Raw genomic sequence first — 20,254 nt, 5'->3', positions numbered from 1 at the left:
TTCATATCCAACCGGCAGCGCTCCGGCAAGCGAGAAGGAGGAAGCATAATTGGCCCATTCAATTCCCCGACCGGGCGCATCCCGGCGGCCGGCTCCGGCGGTCGCGGCTCCGGCGAGACGCGGCCTATGGCAGCGGATCGCGGAGCATCGCATCCTGTATCTGATGTTTCTGCCCGTCATCGCGTATTACGTTATTTTCCGTTATTGGCCGATCGTCCTGGCGTGGATCGTGGCCTTCAAGGACCTGCAGCTGGGCTCGGGCGTGTTCAGCAGCGAATGGGTCGGCTTCGCGAATTTCCGCGTCATGTTCGAAGACCCCGAGATCGTCAACGTCCTGCGCAATACGGTCGAGATCAGCGTGCTCCGCATCGTGGTCGGCTTCTTCCCGCCGATCGTCCTGGCGATCATGTTCCACGATCTGGCGTCGAGGCGATTGAAGAAGTGGCTGCAAAGCGCCGTGTACATCCCGCATTTCTTCTCGTGGGTCATCGTCTACGGCATCGTGTTCGCGTTCTTCTCCACGGGCACCGGCTTTGTCAATAACGTCCTGGAATGGCTCGGCTACGCCAGATTCGAATTTTTCCTCTCGGAATCGTGGTTCCGCCCGCTCCTGCTCGGCTCGGCGCTGTGGAAGGAAATCGGCTGGAGCACGATCATCTATCTCGCGGCTTTGACGACCGTGGACCCGCAGCTGTACGAGGCGGCGACGATGGACGGCGCGGGACCGATCAGGCGGATCGCGGCGATCACGCTGCCGAGCATCCTGCCGGTCATCACATTCGTGCTCTGCATCAACCTCGGGAGCATTCTGTTCGCGGGAGGCGAGCAAATCCTGCTCTTCTACAACAAGGCGGTGCTGGATTCCGCCGACGTCATCGAGACGTGGGTGTACCGCGAAGGGCTCAGCCGGCTGCAGTTCAGCATCGGGACGGCCGTGGGCGTCTTCCAGTCCATCATCGGCATGGTCTTCATTCTGGGCAGCAATTTTCTCGCCAAAAAATACACCGGCCGCGGCATCTGGTAAGAAGGAGGGTCACCGTGATCTACAAATCGCGCAGCGAAATCATCTATCAGACGATCATTCACGTCATCGTCATACTCGTGGCGCTCACCGCCGTCTTCCCGCTGGTATACGTGCTCGGCATGTCGTTTACGACCAAGGCGGAAATGATCCAGCGCAATTACTTCGTCATCATCCCGAAGGAGCCGACGCTTGAAGCGTACAAACGGATCATGGCTTCCTCCGTGGTCTGGCATTCGTTCCTGATCTCCGTCTTCCGCAGCACGGTCGGGCCCTTGCTCGCCCTGATGCTGACGACGGTCGGCGCATTCGTCCTGGCGCAGCGGACGCTGCCGGGCAGGAAGCTGTTCCTGCTGTTCGTGCTCGCGACGATCCTGTTGAACGGCGGCATGATCCCGACGTACCTGGTCATCAAGCAGCTCGGCCTCATCAACTCCGCGTGGTCGATGGTGCTGCCGCTCATGGTCGACAGCTTCGGGCTGCTCGTCATCAAGATCTTCATCGAGAATCTCCCGGACGGGCTGGTCGAATCGGCCAAGATCGACGGCGCGGGGGAGTGGAGCACGCTGACGCGCATCGTCGTGCCGCTGGCCGCGCCGGCGCTCGCCGCCATCGGGCTGTTCAATCTCGTGGCCCACTGGAACAGCTGGTTCGACGCGCTCCTGTATCTGAACGACAAATCGCTCTATCCGATGCAGATGGTGCTCAAGAACATGCTGACCGTCGACTCCATCAGCGGCGACAACATGAACGGGATGCTGAAATCGACGCAGGCCGTCAGCACCGAGACGATCAAGATGGCGACGGTCGTGGTGGGGCTCGTTCCGATCCTGTGCGTGTATCCGTTCCTGCAGAAGCATTTCGTCAAAGGGATGTATTTGGGCGCCGTGAAGGGCTGAAGCGGCATGAATCAGGTGTCAAGAAGCCATTAGGAGGCGCTTCTTTACATAAATCGTTGCAGATCAGAAAGGGGATAGAGACGCATGAGGAAGAAAATGGCTTTTGCCGCGATGGCGGTCGTGCTGGCTTCCGTCACGGCGATGAGCGCCTGCTCCGACAACTCGGGGAACGGCGGCAATGCGGGATCGGCCGGCAATGGAGACGGCAACGCGGCCGCGACCGGCGACGGAAACGGCAATAACGGCAATAACGGCGCCGAGGCGGCCGGACCTCCGGTGACGGAATTGAATTTTCCGGATGCGTTCCCGCAGGTTCCGAAGGCCGTCGATAAGGCGAGCTATGCCTACGACGACATGAGCAAATCCTACGACCTGGACGTCATGCTCGCCGGTTCGTTCAACCAGCCGGTGCCCGAAGACAAAGTCAAGGAGTACCTGGAGCAGAAATTCAACGTGAAGCTCAAATTCACCAGCATGAACGGCGACGATCTGAAGAACTCCGTCAGCGTGCGCTACGCGTCCGGAGACGAGCCGGACATGGTCATGATGCCGGACAAGAACGTCGCCCTGTCGCTCTACAACGCGGGCCAGCTCCTCGACGGCAAGGAAGTGCTGCCTTACATGCCGCAGGCGATGGCGTACGTGACGAAGGATTTCGCGAAATGGGCGACCACGAAGGACGATCAGCTGATCGGCGTGCCGCGTTACGGCGTGTTCCCGGACAACTGGGCGTATTTCATCCGCCAGGATTGGCTGAAGGCGTTCGGCATGAGCATGCCGACGACCGAGGATGAGCTGTTCGCTTACGCGAAAGCCGTCGTCGAACAGGATCCCAACAAGAACGGCAAAGCCGACACCTGGCTGATGGGGGCCGCCGGCGCCGGCAACGCGTGGTCGATGATGGACGCGCTGAAGACGATGTACGGCCATCCGAGCTGGAACGTGCAGGACGGCAAGCTCAATCACCCGATGCTCGACGGCACGACGGAAAATTTCCTCAAATTCGTCAAGAAGCTCTACGACAACAAACTGCTCGCGCCGGATTGGTACACGATCGGCTGGGAGCCGTTCAAAGCGTACACGCTGAACGATCAGATCGGGCTCGTCTGGTATCCCGGCTGGAACATCGTGCAGGAGCAGTACGACGCCAAGAAGAAGGATCCGGCGGCGGCGACGCTGTGGGAACCGCTCGATCCGCTGAAGTCGAACGACGGCAAGGGCGGCATGTACGGACCGGGCGGCAGTCCCGGCGGGATGTTCATCTTCTCCAAGAAGCTGAAGGACGACCCGGGCAAGATGAAGCGGCTCGCCCATATGCTCGACACGATGATCTATCCGAACGAGAATTACTGGGCGGTGTCCCAGGGCGGCGGACCGGAGATCTTCCCTGACGATTCCACGGTGAAGCTGAACGACGACGGCACGAACGTGTTCTTCATCAAGGATTCGCATATTCAGAAGGCGAAGCCGGAATACCAGTCGCTGGCGGACTGGCAATTCTTCGGGTACACCTTGATCTGGCAGGTGTACGACGACGAGCCGGTCGGCGTGACGGGCAGCAAGTTCAACCAGCAGATCATCGCCATGCCCCGTTACAAGAACTTCGACATGAACCTTACGCTGGACGGTCCGACGAGCCAGAAGCTGACGGATTTCCAGAACAAGAACGAGATTTCCTTCGTGCTCGGCAAACGTTCCTTTGACGATTGGGACGCGTATGTGGAAGAATGGAAGAAAGCGGGCGGACAGAAGCTCATCGACGACGCCGCGGCGCAGCTAGGCGCGGCGAAGCCATAAGAAGTTCGGCCCGTCCCGGTATACTCATGAATGCGCTTCCGCGCGTTCATGGGTATACTTGTCTATTCGCGGGACATTGCCGCCGAGGAGGGTGCATCCGGATTGAATCGCCGCATGAAGCTTGGTTCCCGCGCCAAACTGATTTTGCTCTTGTTCGTGCCGAGCACGCTGTTCGTCTTCTTCGTCGTGCAGATCGCCAAGGATTACACGCTCGGGTTCCTGCGGGAAACGCAGAACGAGGCGCTCGCCGGCATGTCCAGCCAAGTGACGCATTTGATCACGATCTACAACAACGAGATCACCTATAACATGCTGGAGCTGGAGCAGACGATCAAGCAGGAGGGCGGCGCCGGCGAAAGCCTGGGCAGCGCCATGCATACGGCCGCGCAAATCCGCTCCGACTTCGTCCGGGGCATCGTCTACATCCGCAAGGACGGGGTCATCACGGGCTATCCGCAGAACTTCTGGGGCAATTTCTCGGAGAAGGAAGAGCAGCTCGTGCGGAAGCAGGCGCAAGCGAGCAGCGGCGTGTTCGAATGGTCGAACACGATCCGCTCCGATATCGGCCGCACCGGCGCCTACGGCCCGACGAGCCTGGTGACGAAGACGGTATTCGACGAAGCGGGCAGCCCGTCCGGCTATCTGGCGTTTCTCGTGGACTTGTCGGCGTTCCTGGAGCGGAGCGCCGCCTTCGCCGGCAGCTACGACACGCAGACGCTGCTCTACGACAGCGACGACAAGCTGATCGACTACATCTGGGCCAGCCCGTCCGGCGGCGCGAAGGAGTTCATCGCGGAGAAGAACGCGGAGACGCTGGACCAGGCGCTGCGGTATTTCAAGCAAGCCGGGATCTATCATTCCGTCTCGTACATGAAGACCAACCTGAGATGGAAGGTTATCGTCGTCGGCGACGTCAACAAGCTGGAGAGCCGGTTCAAGCCGCTCGGCCAGATCGCCTGGTCGCTGCTGCTGTTCGGGCTGATCGGGTTTCTGGGCATTTACGTCACCGTCTCCTGGTGGTTCACGCGGCCGATTCTCGCGCTGACCAAGGGTATCCGCAAGGTCGCAAGAGGCGACCTGGAGGCGAAGGTGCGCGTGAAGCAGCGGGATGAGCTCGGCGAACTGGCGCATCAATTCAACCAGATGACCGTTAAAATCTCCGATCTCGTCGCGGGTCTCCAGCGCACGGAGGAGGCGAAGCGCCAATCCGACATGCAGGTGCTGCTGTCGCAGATCAATCCGCATTTTCTCTATAATACGCTGAACACGATCGACATCATGGTCGACGTCGGCACCAAGCGGGAACTGCACGACATGATGGAGGTGCTGTGCCGCCTGCTCAAGTACAGCCTGGACGATAACCAACAGCCGCCGCTCGCGGAGGAGCTCCGTTACGCGGCCGATTATTTGCATATTCAATCCGTGCGCTACGGCAGCCGGTTCCGGTTCCGGATCGAAGATCCGCCGCCGGAGCTTGCGCGGATGCCGGTCATGAAGCTGGTGCTGCAGCCGATCGTGGAGAACGCGGTCTTCCACGGCCTGCATGCGCTCGAAGGCCGGGCCGGCGAACTGGACGTTGCGGTTCGGTCGGAGGACAGAGGCATGGTGATCTACGTGCGCGACAACGGCGTCGGCATTCCGGAGGAGCGGCTCGCGCTGCTGCGCCAGGCGCTGCGGGAAGACGCGGCGCCTGGCGGCGGGCACGGCATCGGCGTCTTGAACGTGCATCGGCGCATTCGGCTGCACTTCGGGGAGCGGTACGGCTTATCCGTCCGCAGCGAACCCGGCGAAGGCACGACGATCGCCATCGTATTGCCCCGGCTGGAAGCGGCCGGAAGGAGGGTAGCCAATGAGTGAACGACCCATTCGCCTGCTTGTCGTCGACGACGAACCGCTCGCCAGGATGCGCATTCGTTCGTTCGGCTTGGCGGCGCGCGGATACGAGATCGCGGCGGAAGCGGAGAACGGCGAGCAGGCTTGGCGCATGCTCGGGGAACGGCAGCCGGATATCGTCATCGCCGATATCGGCATGCCGGTGCTGGACGGACTCGGCTTGTTGGAGCGGATCCGCGGCATGACGGCGCCTCCCGCGGTCATCCTGTTGACGTGTTTCGAGGATTTCGACAAAGCGCAGCATGCCATGCGGTTCGGCGCGGCCGACTACCTGACGAAGCTGCTGCTTAGCGAGACGGAGTTCATCGCCTGCCTGGATCGGGCGGTCGCGGACATGCGCAAGACCCGCCTGCGGAAGCGTTGGACGATGCGACAGCTGCTGCAGGACCGCTTGCTGTCGGGGACGGCGACGGCGACCGGGGAGGAATTGGAGCGCGAGACGGCGGCGTTCAGGCAGTTCAGGCTCGGCGCCTTGCGCTTTCCCGTCGACGCCAAGCTCGACGCCGCGCGTTTGATAGGCGCGTACGAGTCGGAAGCCGCGCCTTATGCATCGTTCGTCATTCGGCTGACGGAGACGGACTGGGCGGTCCTGCTCGTTTCGGCCGAGCTGAACGGCTGCGCGGATTTCAACGCTTGGTCCGCGGGAGTCCTGCGCGGAGGATACGAGGAATGCGCCAAGGTCGGCTTGGAGCCGCTTCAAGCGCTGTCGGACGCGAGATTCAGGCTGGACCGGCTGCCCGCCGCGCTGTTGGATTGCCGCTGGCTGCTGGAGCGCGCGTTTTACGAACCGAGAGGGATCGTCATGTCCGGCGACGGTCAGGGCGCGGCCGCTCCGGATTCGGCAGGCGGCGCCGGTTTGAGGGCTCTTCATGCGCGAATCAAGCAGGCGGCGGAGGAACTCGACGCGGGCGCCGCCTTCGAACACCTGCGCGCGTGGCGGGACGAGATCGTGCTTCGGGCGAAGCCCGGTGCCGAGCAGCTGAGGCACGCCGGCTTCGAGCTCGGCGGCTGCTTCCGGGAAGACTTGACGATGGAGACGGACGATGGCGCGGCCTCGGTGCGCGAATGGATCCCGGATGAAGTCGAGCGCTGCGGCCATGCCGATGAATTGACGGCGCTGATCGAACGATTGATCGACCGCCTGAAGCGGGGGGCGCTGCCGCCGTCGTGCCGCAGGCAGGAGATCCGCGACGCGATCGGTTATATCCGCGACCATTATCGCGAAGATATCGACGCGGCGGCCGTCGCGCGCCGCGTCAACCTGAGCCCGAGCTGGTTCGCGACGCTGTTCCGCAACGAAACCGGGCGCAGCTTCCTGGATTTTCTGCAGGATTACAGACTGGAGCAGGCAAGGGAGATGATGGCGCGGTCCGACCTCAAGATTTATGAAATCTCGACGATGGTCGGCATCGCGAATCCCCGGTATTTCTCCCGGCTGTTCAGCGATAAATACCGGATCAGCCCCCAGGATTACCGGAGCAAGGCGAAGGGCACGCTGTACGGTTGATCGCGGCGGCGTATCGGCAAGCCCTCGAAGGGCTTGGCCGATACGCCGTTTTTCGCGCCTGCGGAAGGGAAGCGGCCGCATATGGCGAATCTTGCAGGTGAAGAATAGTTTCAAGCGAAGAATAGATTCATGGCAGGGATTCGGAGGGATGCGGCAATGAAGCACAAGGCTAAGGCGGTCATATTGGGCTCCAACTATTTTATCGGACTGAGCGTCATCCGCTGCCTGGGCGCGAACGGCGTCTATACGGTGGCGATGGATTATGCCAAGGAAAATACATATGCGTCGAAGTCGAGATATTTAAAGGAACAGCGGATCATACCGCATTACCGTCACGAGGAGGAAGCGGCGCTGCGCGAGCTGATCGATTACGCCGAGCGGCAGGAGGCGAAGCCGGTCTTGTTTCCGTGCGGCGATCCGTACGTCGAGTTCGTCGATCGGCATTTGGATGTCCTGCGCGGCTACTATCTCCTCAACATGACGGACCAGGGCTTCTGGAGCAGCGTCATGGACAAAGCGTTCCTGCATAAGCTCGCGGCCCGGCACGGGGTCCTGGTGCCGGAGACGGCGCATCCTTCGGAACCGGATTTCGAAGCGACGGTCGCGGATCGCATCGGCTTCCCTTGCATCGTGAAGCCTGCGGACTCCGCGTCGTTCGTGTCGATATTCAGGGTCAAAATGTTTAAATGCTTCGATCTCGCCGAGCTCCGCGCGAGCATCGCGAAGGCCGAAGAGGCCGGCATGGACGTGGTCGCGCAGCGGATCGTTCCGGGCTTCGACGACCAGATGTACACGTACGACGCCTACGTGAACCAATCGGGCAAGGTCACGCATTGGATGACCTGCCGGAAGCTGCGCCAGTATCCCATCAACTTCGGGGCATCGACGTTTACCCGGCAGCAGCACGTGCCGGAGCTGAACGCCATCGGCGCTCCTTTCCTGGAAGCGATCGGCTACCGGGGCTTCGCCGAGATCGAGTTCAAGCGGGATGCGGGGAACGGGCGGTTCTACTTGATCGAGGTGAACGCCAGGACGACGACGCTGAACGTGCTGCTCCGGAAATGCGGCATCAATTTCCCCATGCTGGCGTACGCGGAGCTGACCGGCGGCGAGATCGGGACGAACGCGGTGACGCGGGATACCGGCATCGTATTCAACTATTTGTACGAGGATATCCTGTCGGCCAGGGCTTATATCCGCGCGAAGCAGCTGAGCCGCGGGCAGGTGCTGCGCTCGTACTTCGTTCGCCAGGCTCCCGCGATATGGAGCGTGCGCGATCCGGCGCCGGGCTTTCATTTTCTGCTGATGCTGCTGCGGAAAGCGAAGCGCAGGCTGACCGGCTAGGCCGATGCCATTGGCGATCGACGCGTACGGAGGCTAACCCGGGCCAGGCGTACGAGAATAGCGGGTGGAATAATATTTTGTAAACGATGGAAATTTCTGATGGTATCCCCACGGATACTTGAACACTTTGATGTGCCTTCTTCCCAAGGATGCGAAAACAGATCATAATGAGAAAGTCTTAAATTTAAACCAAACCGAAGGGAAGTTATAAAGAAAATGGCAACTGTACTGTATATCACTGCCCACCCGCATGATCACCAAGCTTCGTTCAGCATGGCCGTAGGCAAAGAATTCATCGACGCATACCGCGAATCGCACCCGGCTGACGAAGTCGTTCACCTAGATCTGTTCAAAGAAGACATCCCGCAAATCGACGCCGACGTATTCGCAGGCTGGGGCAAACTCCAATCCGGTTCCGGATTCGACCAACTGTCCGACGCCGAAAAAGCGAAAGTCGCTCGTCTTGGCCAACTCGTGGATCAATTCGTCGCTGCCGACAAATACGTATTCGTATCGCCAATGTGGAACTTCTCGTTCCCGCCGGTTCTGAAAGCATACGTCGATTCGGTCGCCGTAGCCGGCAAAACGTTCAAATACACGTCCGAAGGTCCAGTCGGCCTGCTGACGGAGAAAAAAGGCCTGCACATCCAAGCGAGCGGCGGCGTTTACTCCGAAGGTCCTGCCGCAGGCTTCGAAAGCGGCTTTAGCTACCTGAAAAAAATCTCCATGTTCTTCGGCATTCCTTCCTTCGAACCGCTGTTCGTCGAAGGCGTAGCCGCTAACCCGGCTGCAGCGCCGCAAATCAAAGCCGACGCTATCGTGAAAGCGAAAGAAATCGCAAAAACGTTCTAATCGATCATTCGCATCGCGGGCTTCAACCGCAAGCATACATCGGGCAAGAGGGGCATCGTTCCCTCTTGCCCGATTTTTTTGTCTTTCAAAGCTGTAAGGTAGCTGAAAGCCGAATCAATAGGAGAACCGGACGAGGCGGATTACACTCGGGATAGGCCGTTCTCGCAGAAGGCCGAAACAAAGGAGCGGATAACATGCAGAAAATAACGCTTGGCGTGCTGTTCGGCGGCGCTTCGACGGAGCACGAGGTATCGCTTTCGTCCGCATCGGCCGTCCTGAAGCATTTAGATAACGAGAAGTACGACATCGTCATGATCGGCATCACGAGGGATGGGCATTGGTTCCGATACGGCGGCGGCGCGGAGGACGTCAAGGCGGACCGCTGGCTGGCGCATCCCAGCTGCGTGCCGGCCTTCCTGTCGCCGAACCGGGCGGCGAAAGGCTTGTTCGAGCTGGCCGGCACGGAGTACCGGTTCACGCCGCTCGACGTCGTCTTTCCCGTGCTTCACGGCAAGAACGGCGAAGACGGCACGGTGCAAGGGCTCCTCGAATTGGCGGACCTGCCGTTCGTGGGCTGCGGCTCGTTGTCCTCGGCCGTCTGCATGGACAAGACGGTCGCGAAAACCCTCGTGGAAGCGGCAGGCATCCGGGTTCCGCCTTCCGTGACGCTGATGCGGGAAGAGTGGGAGGCCGGGAAGCGAAGCGGCTTGGACGCGCTGACTTACCCGCTCTACGTCAAGCCCGCCCGGTCGGGATCATCGATCGGCATTACGAAGGCGCATGATCCGGCGGAGCTGGAAGCGGGCATCGCGACGGCGCTGCTGCACGACGACAAAATCATCATCGAAACGCATATCGAAGGCTTCGAAATCGGCTGCGCGGTGCTTGGCGGCTCCGAGCCCGTGACGGGAGCGCTCGACGAAATCGAGCTGGCCGGCGGCTTCTTCGACCTGGACGAGAAATATTCGCTGCGCACGTCCGCGATCCATCTTCCGGCCAGGATCGACGCGGTTCAAGCGGCGCAAGCGCGGGAAACGGCGCTGCGCATCTACCGCGCGCTCGGCTGCGCGGGCTTTGCGCGGGTCGACTTGTTCCTGTCGCGGGACGGCGGCCTCTATTTCAACGAGGTGAACACGATCCCGGGCTTTACGGCGGCGAGCCGTTACCCCAACATGATGCGGGAGGCGGGCATCGCGTTTCCCGAACTGCTGGATCGGCTGATCGCGGAAGCGCTCCGGCCGGGATCACCTTACGACGTTGTAAGGGAGTTGAAAGCCGGATCAATAGGAGAAACGCGCTGAAGCGGCTACACTCGGCTTAAGGTTAAACAAGCTTGAGCGAGGAGTGTCGCATATGAAATCGATAACGAGAAAACCTATAGATGCGCCGGCATGGACGCTGGGGCGCGGATTGCCGCAAGCGGGCAGGTATGCAAGTTCGCGCTTAAGCGAGGACGAGCTGCACGACGGTTCGCTGATCCTTGTCAACAAAGCGCATCCCGTCGCGACATGCACGCTGCGGCTCGAGGACGTGACGAACGGCATGCTGCAGGCGGCCGGTCGAGAGGAGCCCCGCATTAGGCTGGATGCCGAATGTCTCGCGCAGCTGTCCGCTTTATTGGATGCCTGCGAGGGCGGGGACCGCATCGCCGTCGTGAGCGGGTATCGCTCGAAGCAAACGCAGCGGGACATCTACGCGGACAAGCTGCGGGAACGCGGACGGGCGTATACGGAAAGCTACGTGGCGCTTCCGGGCGCGAGCGAGCATCAGACCGGTCTTGCCGTCGATGTCGGCTTGGCCGGCCGCGGCCTGGACTATATCGCGCCTTCCTTCCCCGAGGACGAAGGGCCAAGCGCGGCGTTTCGGCGCTTGGCGCCGGAATACGGCTTCGTTCAGCGCTATCAGGAGAGCAAGACGGAGATCACGGGGATTGCCTGCGAGCCATGGCATTATCGCTACGTGGGCCGCCCGCATGCGGCGATCATGACGCGCGAGAACCTGTGCCTCGAAGAATACACGTCCTATCTGAAGCAGTATGCTTTCGGGAAAGCGCATCTGCTGTTCACGGACGGCGTCCGCACGTACGAAATCTACTACGTCGCCGCGCTTCCCGGCGGAACGGACGTCCCGGTACCGGGCGCCGGCGAATCCGCGGGCTGGGAATTATCCGGCAACAACCGGGACGGTTACGTCGTCGCGGCCGTCTACGACAAGGAGCCGATCCGCCATGTCCGCTAACCGAAGCTACGGCAGTTTGGATCTGTTCAAGCTGTTCGCGGCCATGCTCGTGATCGCCAATCATACGGGACCGCTCGCTTCCTTAAGCCCCAAGGCGGACTTCGTGCTGACGGACATCATTTCTCGCCTTACCGTTCCGTACTTCTTCATGACCTCGGGTTTCTTCTTCTTCCGGCCGAGGCGGGAAGGCGGAGCGGGCAAACCGCCGGTCAAGCGTTTCTTGAGCCGCATCGGGACGCTTTACGGCGTGGGCATCCTGCTGTACCTGCCGGTGAATTTGTATAACGGCCGCTTCGGCAGCGATTCGACCGCCGCCTCGATAACGAAGGATATTTTCTTCGGCGGCACGTTCTATCACTTGTGGTACCTTCCGGCGCTCATTATCGGCACGTTGATCGTGTTCGGTTTGCGGACTTGGCTGCCGAACCGGTTCGTCCTGGCCGCCGCAGGCGCGCTGTATGCCGTCGGGCTGTTCGGGGACAGCTACTACGGGGTAACGACGCATAGCGCCCAATTCGCCGGTTTCTACGGCCAGCTGTTCGACGCGTTCGGCCAGACGCGCAACGGGCTCTTCTTCGCGCCGCTCTACATCGCGCTCGGCGCGGCATTCGGTTCGGCGGCGGCGGGCGGTTCGCGCATCGCGCCGTCGCTCGGCGGCAAGAAGCGGTACGCGGCCCTGTTCGCCGTCTCGTTCTGCGCGCTGCTCGCGGAAGGCATCGCGCTGCACCGATACGCGACGCCATTGCACGATGCCATGTATCTCGCGGCCGTTCCCGCGGAAATCTTCCTGTTCGCGCTGCTCCTGGCCTTCGGCGGAAAATCGCATCCCCGAATCAGGTACATGAGCACGACGGTGTATCTGATTCATCCTCTGGTTATCATAGCGGTTCGCGGGTTCGCCAAGATGACGGGGCTCCAATCGATCGCGGTCGGCAACAGCATCGTGTTTTTCGCGGCCGTTACGGTCTTGTCGTTGCTGTTCGCCTCCGCGATTGCTATACTCGCGTTACGCAAATCCTCGCCGAAGGCCGGCGGGCAGCGGGCATGGGTGGATATCAACCTGGCGCATTTGGATCACAATGCCGCGGTTTTGCAAAGCGCGCTGCCTTCCGGGACAAGCCTGATGGCGGTCGTCAAGGCGAACGCGTACGGCCACGGCAGCGTCCAGATCGCCAAGCGCTTGTACGGTTCGGGCATTCGCCATTTCGCGGTCGCGGAGATCGGGGAAGGCATCGAGCTGCGGAAACGCGGCGTGAAGGGAGACATTCTCGTTCTCGGCTACACGCCGACGGACCGGCTGGCCGAGCTTGTCCGATGGAAGCTGACGCAAACGGTCATCCATGCCGACGATGCCCGGCGCCTGCAAGCGCACGGCGGCAAATTCAAGGTGCACGTCAAGATCGATACCGGCATGAACCGTCTGGGCGAGCAAAGCGATCACGACGACGAGATTTTGTCGATGTACCGGCACAGCCGGCTGCAGGTGACGGGAACGTTCAGCCATTTGGCGGAAGCGGACAGCCTGGATCCGCACGATATCGCCTTCAGCCGGAAACAGATCGACCGTTTTCAGCATGTCGTGTCGCTCGTATGGGGGGCCGGACTTCGCCCGGGCATGCTTCATCTGCAGAGCAGCTACGGCATTCTGAACTTCCCGGAGCTTGCGATGGACCTGGCTCGTCCCGGCATCGCGCTGTACGGATTGCTGTCCTCGGAAAGCGACGCGACGCGGACGAAGATCGAGCTGCGGCCGGTGCTGTCGCTCCGGGCCAGCGTGTCGCGCGTGCATGTCGTGGAGGCCGGGGAGTCCGTGGGCTACGGCCGCAGCTTTACGGCTTCCGCGGATACGCGGATCGCGACGGTCGCCATCGGTTATGCCGACGGGATCCCGAGGGAGCTGTCGGAACGCGGCGGAAGCGTGCTGATTCACGGGAAACGGGCCCCGATCGTGGGCCGAATCTGCATGGATCAGCTGACGGTCGACGTCAGCGGCATCGACCGCGTGCGGCAGGGAGACACGGTGACCATCATCGGGGAAGACGGCGGCGAGCGGATCACGGCCGGGGAGATGGCCAAGCGCACCGGCACGATCACGAACGAGATCGTCTGCGCGCTCGGAACGCGGGCGTCGAAGCAGTACCAGACCGAGCAGCGGAAGCGTCCGGGCAAGAAGCTCGTCCCCGGGATTCATGCCTCAAGGTAAAGGAGTGAACGGATGTACGACATCATGATCGTGGAAGACGACGGCAAGATCGCCGCGATGCTGCAGTCCCATATTCGAAAATACGGCTACAACGGCGTGATCGTCGAGGATTTCGAACGCGTGCTGGACCGGTTCAAGGAGATCGAGCCCCATATGGTGCTGCTCGACATCAATTTGCCCAGTTACGACGGTTATTATTGGTGCCGCCAAATCCGGTCCTTCTCCACGTGCCCGATCATCGTCATCTCGGCCCGCAGCGGCAAAATGGACCAGCTGATGGCGCTCGAGAACGGGGCGGACGATTACATGACCAAGCCGTTCCATTACGAGATCGTCATGGCCAAGATTCGCAACCAGCTGCGCCGCGCCTACGGCGATTACGCGGCCAAGTCGGAGGAACGCGTGGTCAGCCAGTCCGGGCTGCTGCTTTACCCGGAACGGATGGAGCTGCACCTGAACGACAAGTCGGTCGCGCTCAGCAGGAAGGAGACCGTGCTGATGGAAACGCTGCTGGAGCGCTGTCCGCGCGTCGTCAGCCGGGAAACGATCCTCGATAAGCTGTGGGACGACGCGTTCGTCGACGACAATACGCTCAGCGTCAACATTACGCGTATCCGCAAACGGCTGGCCGAGCTCGGGATCGAGCATGCGCTCGAGACCGTCCGCGGCTCCGGGTACCGCCTGAACCTGGTATGGAAGGATGAGTCCGCACGATGAAGCTGTTTTTGCGCGAGCACCTGCCGCTTGCATTTTGGTCGGTCCTGCAATGGGCGATCGTGCTGCTCGTCTATCGCCTGGACGGGTTCAACCGTTTGTCGACCGCGAGCTATGCCGTCTTCTTGAGCGCCGTGCTGTTCAGCTGCTACCTGATCATCCGCTACGCGACGCATCGCGGCTTCTATGCCCGGTTGACGAACCGGCTCGATTCGCTCGGCCGCTCCGTGGAACGCCGGGAGACCGCGCCGCTTCCGGCCGCGCTCGGGAGTCTGCTGGAAACCCAGTACAGCCATTACCGCAACGAGCTCCAGGCTTGGGAACGCAGGCAGAACGACCACCTCACGTTCATCAACCAATGGGCGCATCAGATGAAGACGCCGCTGTCGGTCATCGAGATGATCACGCAGGACGAAGAGGACGAGCGCTTCAAGAGCATTTCGGAAGAGCTCGACCGGATGCGGCACAGCATCGAGATGGTGCTGTACACGGCCAGACTCGAGACGTTCGAGCAGGATTTCAGCGTCGAGCCCGTCTCGCTGCGGCAAACGGTGAACGAAGCCGTGCACGAATACAAACGCTTGTTCATCCGCAGCCATGTCTATCCCGACGTGAAGGTGGACGAAGGTCACGTCGTGCAAACCGACGCCAAATGGCTTCGGTTTATTGTCATGCAGCTGCTCTCGAACGCGATCAAATATTCGGCCGGCAGCGGGCAGACGGTGTCCATCTCCGCTTTCGAGCGGCCCGGCGGCGTCGTGCTCGAGATCCGCGACCGGGGCGTCGGCATTCCGAAGTCCGACCTGAAGCGCGTGTTCCAAGCCTTCTACACGGGGGAGAACGGCAGGTCGTTCAAGGAATCGACCGGCATGGGGCTGTACCTTGCGAGCGAGGTCGGCGCCAAGCTGGATCTGCGGCTGGAGCTGGAATCCGAGGTCGGCGCCGGCACGGCGGTCCGCATCGTGTTCGGACGGCAGCTTACAACGTTGTAAGCCGCCTGAAAGGCCAATCAATAGGTTTGCCGGGCCGGCAGGGGTTACACTGGCGACATGAAACATTCAAGGGGGATCAGAGATGGATTTGTTGACCGTCCGCAGCTTAGGCAAGATCTATACCGGCGCCGTCTCTTACGAAGCGCTCGTGAATATCGACCTTACCGTCGGCGAAGGCGAGTTCGTCGGGATCATGGGACCGTCCGGGAGCGGGAAAACGACGCTGCTCAACATGGTGTCCACGATCGACCGGCCGACCTCCGGCGAAGTGCGGATCGCGGGCGAAGATCCGTACAAGCTGACGTACGACCAGCTGGCGCTGTTCAGAAGGCGGGAACTGGGCTTCGTTTTTCAGGCGTACAATTTGCTTCAGACGCTGAGCGTCAAGGAGAACATCGTGCTGCCGCTCGTGCTCGACGGCATCTCGGTCGGCGAGATGAACCGCCGCGCGGAGGAGATCGCGGAGAAGCTCGGCATCGCGCCGATCATGGACAAACGCACGTACGAGATATCCGGCGGGCAGGCGCAGCGCACGGCGATCGCCCGGGCGCTCATCCATCGCCCCAAGCTGGTGCTGGCGGACGAACCGACCGGCAATCTGGATTCGCGCGCCGCGCGCGACGTGATGGAGATCCTGGAGAAGCGAAACGACGAAGACCGCACGACCATGCTGCTCGTAACGCATGATCCGGCTGCGGCCAGCTATTGCAACCGCGTGATTTTCATCAAGGACGGCCGCCTGTACAACGAGATTCATTGCGGGGACAGCCGCGCCGCGTTCTATCAGCGAATCATCGATCTGCTGTCGATGATGGGAGGGATGGACCATGAATTTTCGCCAGTTCGCCGTTCATAACGTCCTGCGCAACAAGCGGATCTACATGGCGCATTTCCTCAGCAGCGCGTTCTCGGTCATGATTTTCTTCACGTATGCGCTGCTGCTCTTCCATCCCGATCTGCAAGGGGAGCTGGTATCCTCGAGCGGAACGCTCAGCCGGCTCGGCACGATCGGCATGCAGGTGTCGGAGGTCATCATCTTCGTCTTCTCGTTCTTCTTCCTGCTGTATTCGGTCGGCGCGTTCCTGAAGCTGCGCAAGAAGGAATTCGGCATCCTGATCCTGCTCGGCATGTCGCGGAACCAGCTGAACCGGATGCTTTTCGTCGAGAACGCGTGGATCGGCTTCGCCGCGCTCGCGTTCGGCATCGGCATCGGCTTGATCTTCTCGAAGCTGATCCTGCTGGCCAGCGCGCGGCTGCTCTCGATTCAGGAAGGCCTCCGCTTCTACGTGCCGCTGAAGGCCGTGCTGCTGACGGCGATCGCGTTCGGCGTGCTCTTCCTGCTGATCGCGTCGCTCACCTCAATCATGGCGGGCAAGGAAAGGGTCGCCGAGCTTATACGCTCGGAAGACAAACCGAAGCCGGAACCGGCCGCATCGGCGGGGTTGTCCGTGCTCGCGGTGCTGCTGCTCGTCGCCGGTTACGTCATCGTGTTCGATTTCGCGATCAACCGGCGGCACACCTCGTTCCAGCAGCTGCTCGGCGGCGTCGTCCTGGCGATCGCGGGGACGTATCTCCTGTTTACGCAAACCAGCGTTTACCTGCTTCGTGCGCTGCGGGGGAGCAAGCTGTTCCTCCGCAGGACGAACTTGCTGACGATCTCGGAGCTGACCTATCGGATGAAGGACAACGCGGCGACGTTCTTCATCGTCGCGGTCGTATCCGCGGTCGCGTTTACCGGCATCGGCACGACGCTCGCGCTGGGGGATCCCGGGCTCGCGTCCATGGTCAATCCCTACGCGTACAGCTACTCCGCCGGCGAGGACCAATCGTTCGGCGCGCAGCAGGTCAAGAAAATCGGCGACGAGCTGACCGCAGCGGGGTATTCGTACAAGGCGCATGCGATGCTTCCGCTCAGTACCGAAGGCGGTTATACGGTGGTGCGCTTGAGCGAATACAATCAACTGGCGGCGGATCTCGGCTATCGCGCGGAAACGCTTGGCGGCGACGACGAGATGTTTCTTACGCCGTCCTATGTCTGGCAGAAGGAGGATATGGATCAAGCCGGATATCCTCCGGGACCTGTGGAATTGATCATCGGGAACCAGAAAGCGAGCCCGCACTTCGTCAAATACGCGCCGCGTATCGTGCTGCCGGACATCGGCTACGCGGGAACGGCGGTCATCACGGACCGGTTGTTCGATAAATTAAAGCAGGGGTATGCCGATCCGTTGTATAAGACTTACCTGTTCACCGTGCCGGATTGGCATAAGGCCGTCGGGGTGTCGCGGGAACTGATGGAGAGCATCAACAACGACGGGCAGAACGGCGATTACTTGCGCTCGCTGTCGCTCGAGTGGCTCTCGTCCAAGCAAAAGAACGGCATCCTGTTCATCGTCAGCGGCCTGGTCGGCATCGTCTTCTTCACGTTCGCCGCCAGCACCATCTACTTTCGGCTCTACGCGGATATGGACCGCGACGAGAAGCAGTACGGGATGATCGCCAAGGTCGGGCTGAGCGGCAAGGAGCTGAGCCGGATCATGACCCGGCAGCTGTTCCTGATGTTCTTCGTCCCGTTGGCGATGGCGTTCGTGCACAGCACGGTGGCCTTCGTCGCGCTTCAGCGGCTGGTCGGGTATTCCATCCTGGCCAACTCGCTCAAAATCTTCGGCGCGTTCGCGGCCATTCAATTGGCGTATTTCCTCGTGGCGCGTTGGAGGACGGTCGAGCATTTGAAGCGGAAGATCAGCTGAACGCGGCGTCGTCCTGGCGGGTCGCGGACCTTCGCCCGCATCCCCCTATTTCGGGGGATTTTTTTTTGTGGGGATTTATGTTTTCGCGGCCGTGGACTGTCCTGCCCAAGCACTGGGCTGCTGACGCGCCGACCGATTTTCCGCCTAATCGGAACGCTGTTCTGTGGTATGATGGAGGAGTCGTTTTACAATAATTATGAAACATGGCAGATCTTAAAGCGTACAATTCATTACATCGTTACTGGAGGTATTGATATGGGATTGATGGATTGGATCAGGGAAGGCATCACCGGTCAGAAGATCTGCCCGATCGAGCATTTGGAAGCTTACAAACGGCTGGGCGAGCAGGTTTACTCGCTGCACGTCGAATTCGCCGGCAACGACTCGCCGCGGGCGCTTGCATTCGTGCAGGCGGCCAGAAGCCTTCAAACCATGGCCGACGCGCTGATCGGCGACGCCTTCGGCGAAGGGGAACCGAAGCCGGTCCCGATCGTCACGCATGACCAAGCGGACGAATGGTACGGCGCTCTTCCGAACATCATGGTGGCCGCGAGGCAAGAGGCGGCCTTCGCCAATTCCGCGAAGCTGGAGCTGCCCGTGACGCTCGGCCGGCAGATCGAGGGACCGAAGCCTTGTCCGGAGCAGCATCTGGCCGGCCTTCGCCGGGCCGCCGGAGACATGGAGGAGCTGCTGAAGCTCGACGTCGATCTCGCGCGGAACGAAGGGGACCGCTACAAGGAAGCGATCCTGCTGTACGAAGAAGCGCGCACGCGCAGGCAGTCGGGCGACGCCATCGTCGGCACGATCTCGAACGGCCGCCGCGTCTCCCCGGAGAGTCACGAGGAAGCGGAAGAGCAGTACTGGATCGCGTTGTCCAACTTCATCTTGATCGCGCAGGGGCTGAAGGATCCCGGGCTGTTGAAGCGGGTTCCGGCGAACTTTAACCGGAGCGGCGCGGCATTCAAAGCCTGCAAGCTCGATTCCAAGGATATCTGGAAGGTCACCTCGGAGCTCGCGATCCGCGACATCAACCGTTCCGGCGAACGCGCGCAGGCGATCGAGGACTTGAACGAGCACTGGGAGCTGTTCGTGGAAACGCCGGTCGAGCGCGAGTACGAGACGACGGTCGAGCAGCTGGCGGCGCAGGGGATGATCAAGGAAGATTCGTACTGGTACTGCTGCCCGTTCCCTTCGGTGTACCGGGTGGTAGCCCCGTACGTCAACGTGCTGGACAAACAAATCCCGCGGGGCCACGTGTTCGTCTTCGAATACGGCGACGACGGCGAACCGGGGAGGTTCATCACGCAAGCGTCGTTCCAAACGGCGGATTCCCGCAAATATTGCGAAGATTAAGGCAGGAGCGATCATATGGGTTTACTGGGCCGGGTAAAAGGATGGTTTCAATCCGAAGCGTCGTCCAGCCGCGGCGAATCCTCGTTCGAAGCGTATCTGGAAGCCGCGGGCGAGAAGCTTCGCGAATTTGCCGTCGCCGTCAGCAGGCTGGAATCGGAGCTGCTCACCGTCAAAGAACGCATGCGGGGATTGGAGCGGCAGGCCGCCGGCTTCCGCAGCCAGGCCGAGCAGGCGGCTGGACGCAACGACGCGGACGGCGCGAGGAGCTGCCTGCAGCGCGAATTCGAGTGCAAGAAGCAGCTCGAATCGCAGCGGCAGACGGCCGGCGGCATGGAAGAAGGGATCCGGCTGACGAAGGAACGGTATGCCGCTTTCAAGCAGGCCGTGGACGAAGCGGGCGCCAAGCACGATATGCTCTCGATGCGCAATTTGGCCGCGTCCGCGGAAGTCGAGACGGGCCGCGCGATCGCCGCGAATCGGCAGCGGGAGGAGCTCGAGCGGCTCTCGCAGGAAACGCTGGCGGCCGAAGCGCTGTCCGAGCTGCGGCAGGCCGGCGAGCCGGACGCCCTCGACGCGGAAATCGCGAAGCTGCTTCGCGAACGGAAGGCGCAGCCTTAGGGCGGCATGAAGAAAGCAGTCCGGCCGGACGATCCGGTCGGACTGCTTTTTGTTATCCTCGCTAGCCGCGTTG

At 61.1% G+C, this 20,254-nt stretch carries 16 protein-coding genes; all 16 read left to right on the top strand.

Going from position 1 to position 20,254, the window contains the following annotated elements; all coding sequences use genetic code 11:
- Positions 1-49: 49 nt before the first annotated feature.
- The 16 genes from GT019_RS29195 (at position 50) to GT019_RS29120 (ending at position 20,181) form a co-directional block, all read left to right on the top strand.
- A complete protein-coding gene (locus GT019_RS29195) occupies positions 50-1,024 on the top strand; it encodes an ABC transporter permease (RefSeq protein WP_161746983.1) in 975 nt (324 codons plus the stop codon).
- Positions 1,025-1,038: 14 nt separating this feature from the next.
- Complete coding sequence (locus GT019_RS32180) at positions 1,039-1,920, top strand: carbohydrate ABC transporter permease (protein WP_161746982.1); 882 nt, start codon at positions 1,039-1,041, stop codon at positions 1,918-1,920.
- An 84-nt stretch (positions 1,921-2,004) separates the two neighbouring features.
- On the top strand, positions 2,005-3,717 hold the full coding sequence (locus GT019_RS29185) for a type 2 periplasmic-binding domain-containing protein (protein ID WP_161746981.1): 1,713 nt from the start codon (positions 2,005-2,007) through the stop codon (positions 3,715-3,717).
- Between the two features lie 102 nt (positions 3,718-3,819).
- The gene (locus GT019_RS29180; RefSeq protein WP_161746980.1) at positions 3,820-5,574 is read left to right on the top strand and encodes a cache domain-containing sensor histidine kinase; all 1,755 of its coding nucleotides are present in this window, start codon (positions 3,820-3,822) and stop codon (positions 5,572-5,574) included.
- A complete protein-coding gene (locus GT019_RS29175) occupies positions 5,567-7,117 on the top strand; it encodes a response regulator (protein WP_161746979.1) in 1,551 nt (516 codons plus the stop codon). The genes GT019_RS29180 and GT019_RS29175 overlap by 8 nt, the downstream gene beginning before the upstream one ends.
- 156 nt (positions 7,118-7,273) lie before the next feature.
- Positions 7,274-8,461, top strand: coding sequence for a carboxylate--amine ligase (locus GT019_RS29170; protein WP_161746978.1), 1,188 nt, complete (start codon positions 7,274-7,276; stop codon positions 8,459-8,461).
- A 216-nt stretch (positions 8,462-8,677) separates the two neighbouring features.
- Positions 8,678-9,313 (top strand): FMN-dependent NADH-azoreductase, encoded by a 636-nt coding sequence (locus tag GT019_RS29165; RefSeq protein ID WP_161746977.1) that lies wholly within the window; start codon positions 8,678-8,680, stop codon positions 9,311-9,313.
- A 194-nt stretch (positions 9,314-9,507) separates the two neighbouring features.
- Entirely contained in the window at positions 9,508-10,614 is a 1,107-nt protein-coding gene (gene vanG / locus GT019_RS29160; protein WP_161746976.1) for a D-alanine--D-serine ligase VanG, read from the top strand.
- A 52-nt stretch (positions 10,615-10,666) separates the two neighbouring features.
- Positions 10,667-11,551, top strand: coding sequence for a D-alanyl-D-alanine carboxypeptidase family protein (locus tag GT019_RS29155; RefSeq protein ID WP_161746975.1), 885 nt, complete (start codon positions 10,667-10,669; stop codon positions 11,549-11,551).
- A complete protein-coding gene (gene vanT, locus GT019_RS29150) occupies positions 11,541-13,754 on the top strand; it encodes a serine racemase VanT catalytic subunit (protein ID WP_161746974.1) in 2,214 nt (737 codons plus the stop codon). Before GT019_RS29155 ends, vanT begins: the two co-directional genes overlap by 11 nt.
- 12 nt (positions 13,755-13,766) lie before the next feature.
- Positions 13,767-14,471: a response regulator transcription factor gene (locus tag GT019_RS29145; RefSeq protein WP_161746973.1), complete on the top strand. Its 705-nt coding sequence runs from the start codon at positions 13,767-13,769 to the stop codon at positions 14,469-14,471.
- Positions 14,468-15,460, top strand: coding sequence for a sensor histidine kinase (locus GT019_RS29140; protein ID WP_161746972.1), 993 nt, complete (start codon positions 14,468-14,470; stop codon positions 15,458-15,460). Before GT019_RS29145 ends, GT019_RS29140 begins: the two co-directional genes overlap by 4 nt.
- Before the next feature lie 82 nt (positions 15,461-15,542).
- Positions 15,543-16,316 (top strand): ABC transporter ATP-binding protein, encoded by a 774-nt coding sequence (locus GT019_RS29135; RefSeq protein ID WP_161746971.1) that lies wholly within the window; start codon positions 15,543-15,545, stop codon positions 16,314-16,316.
- Entirely contained in the window at positions 16,288-18,210 is a 1,923-nt protein-coding gene (locus tag GT019_RS29130) for an FtsX-like permease family protein (protein ID WP_161746970.1), read from the top strand. Before GT019_RS29135 ends, GT019_RS29130 begins: the two co-directional genes overlap by 29 nt.
- Positions 18,211-18,465: 255 nt before the next feature.
- Entirely contained in the window at positions 18,466-19,563 is a 1,098-nt protein-coding gene (locus GT019_RS29125; RefSeq protein ID WP_161746969.1) for a hypothetical protein, read from the top strand.
- A gap of 15 nt (positions 19,564-19,578) precedes the next feature.
- Positions 19,579-20,181, top strand: a complete 603-nt coding sequence (locus tag GT019_RS29120) for a hypothetical protein (protein WP_161746968.1) — start codon at positions 19,579-19,581, stop codon at positions 20,179-20,181.
- Positions 20,182-20,254: the final 73 nt, after the last annotated feature.

It is taken from the genome of Paenibacillus glycinis (assembly GCF_009909185.1).
Classification (GTDB): Bacteria; Bacillota; Bacilli; order Paenibacillales; family Paenibacillaceae; genus Paenibacillus_Z; species Paenibacillus_Z glycinis.
Note: the sequence above shows the minus strand (reverse complement) of the source record. Positions and strands in the feature narration are given on the sequence as shown.

Coding starts and splice junctions, on each gene's coding strand:
- GT019_RS29125 (WP_161746969.1), top strand. CDS start 18,466: ATGGGATTGATGGATTGGATCAGGGAAGGCATCACCGGTCAGAAGATC.
- GT019_RS29120 (WP_161746968.1), top strand. CDS start 19,579: ATGGGTTTACTGGGCCGGGTAAAAGGATGGTTTCAATCCGAAGCGTCG.
- vanT (WP_161746974.1), top strand. CDS start 11,541: ATGTCCGCTAACCGAAGCTACGGCAGTTTGGATCTGTTCAAGCTGTTC.
- GT019_RS29130 (WP_161746970.1), top strand. CDS start 16,288: ATGAATTTTCGCCAGTTCGCCGTTCATAACGTCCTGCGCAACAAGCGG.
- GT019_RS29175 (WP_161746979.1), top strand. CDS start 5,567: ATGAGTGAACGACCCATTCGCCTGCTTGTCGTCGACGACGAACCGCTC.
- GT019_RS29135 (WP_161746971.1), top strand. CDS start 15,543: ATGGATTTGTTGACCGTCCGCAGCTTAGGCAAGATCTATACCGGCGCC.
- GT019_RS29165 (WP_161746977.1), top strand. CDS start 8,678: ATGGCAACTGTACTGTATATCACTGCCCACCCGCATGATCACCAAGCT.
- GT019_RS29145 (WP_161746973.1), top strand. CDS start 13,767: ATGTACGACATCATGATCGTGGAAGACGACGGCAAGATCGCCGCGATG.
- vanG (WP_161746976.1), top strand. CDS start 9,508: ATGCAGAAAATAACGCTTGGCGTGCTGTTCGGCGGCGCTTCGACGGAG.
- GT019_RS29185 (WP_161746981.1), top strand. CDS start 2,005: ATGAGGAAGAAAATGGCTTTTGCCGCGATGGCGGTCGTGCTGGCTTCC.
- GT019_RS29170 (WP_161746978.1), top strand. CDS start 7,274: ATGAAGCACAAGGCTAAGGCGGTCATATTGGGCTCCAACTATTTTATC.
- GT019_RS29155 (WP_161746975.1), top strand. CDS start 10,667: ATGAAATCGATAACGAGAAAACCTATAGATGCGCCGGCATGGACGCTG.
- GT019_RS29140 (WP_161746972.1), top strand. CDS start 14,468: ATGAAGCTGTTTTTGCGCGAGCACCTGCCGCTTGCATTTTGGTCGGTC.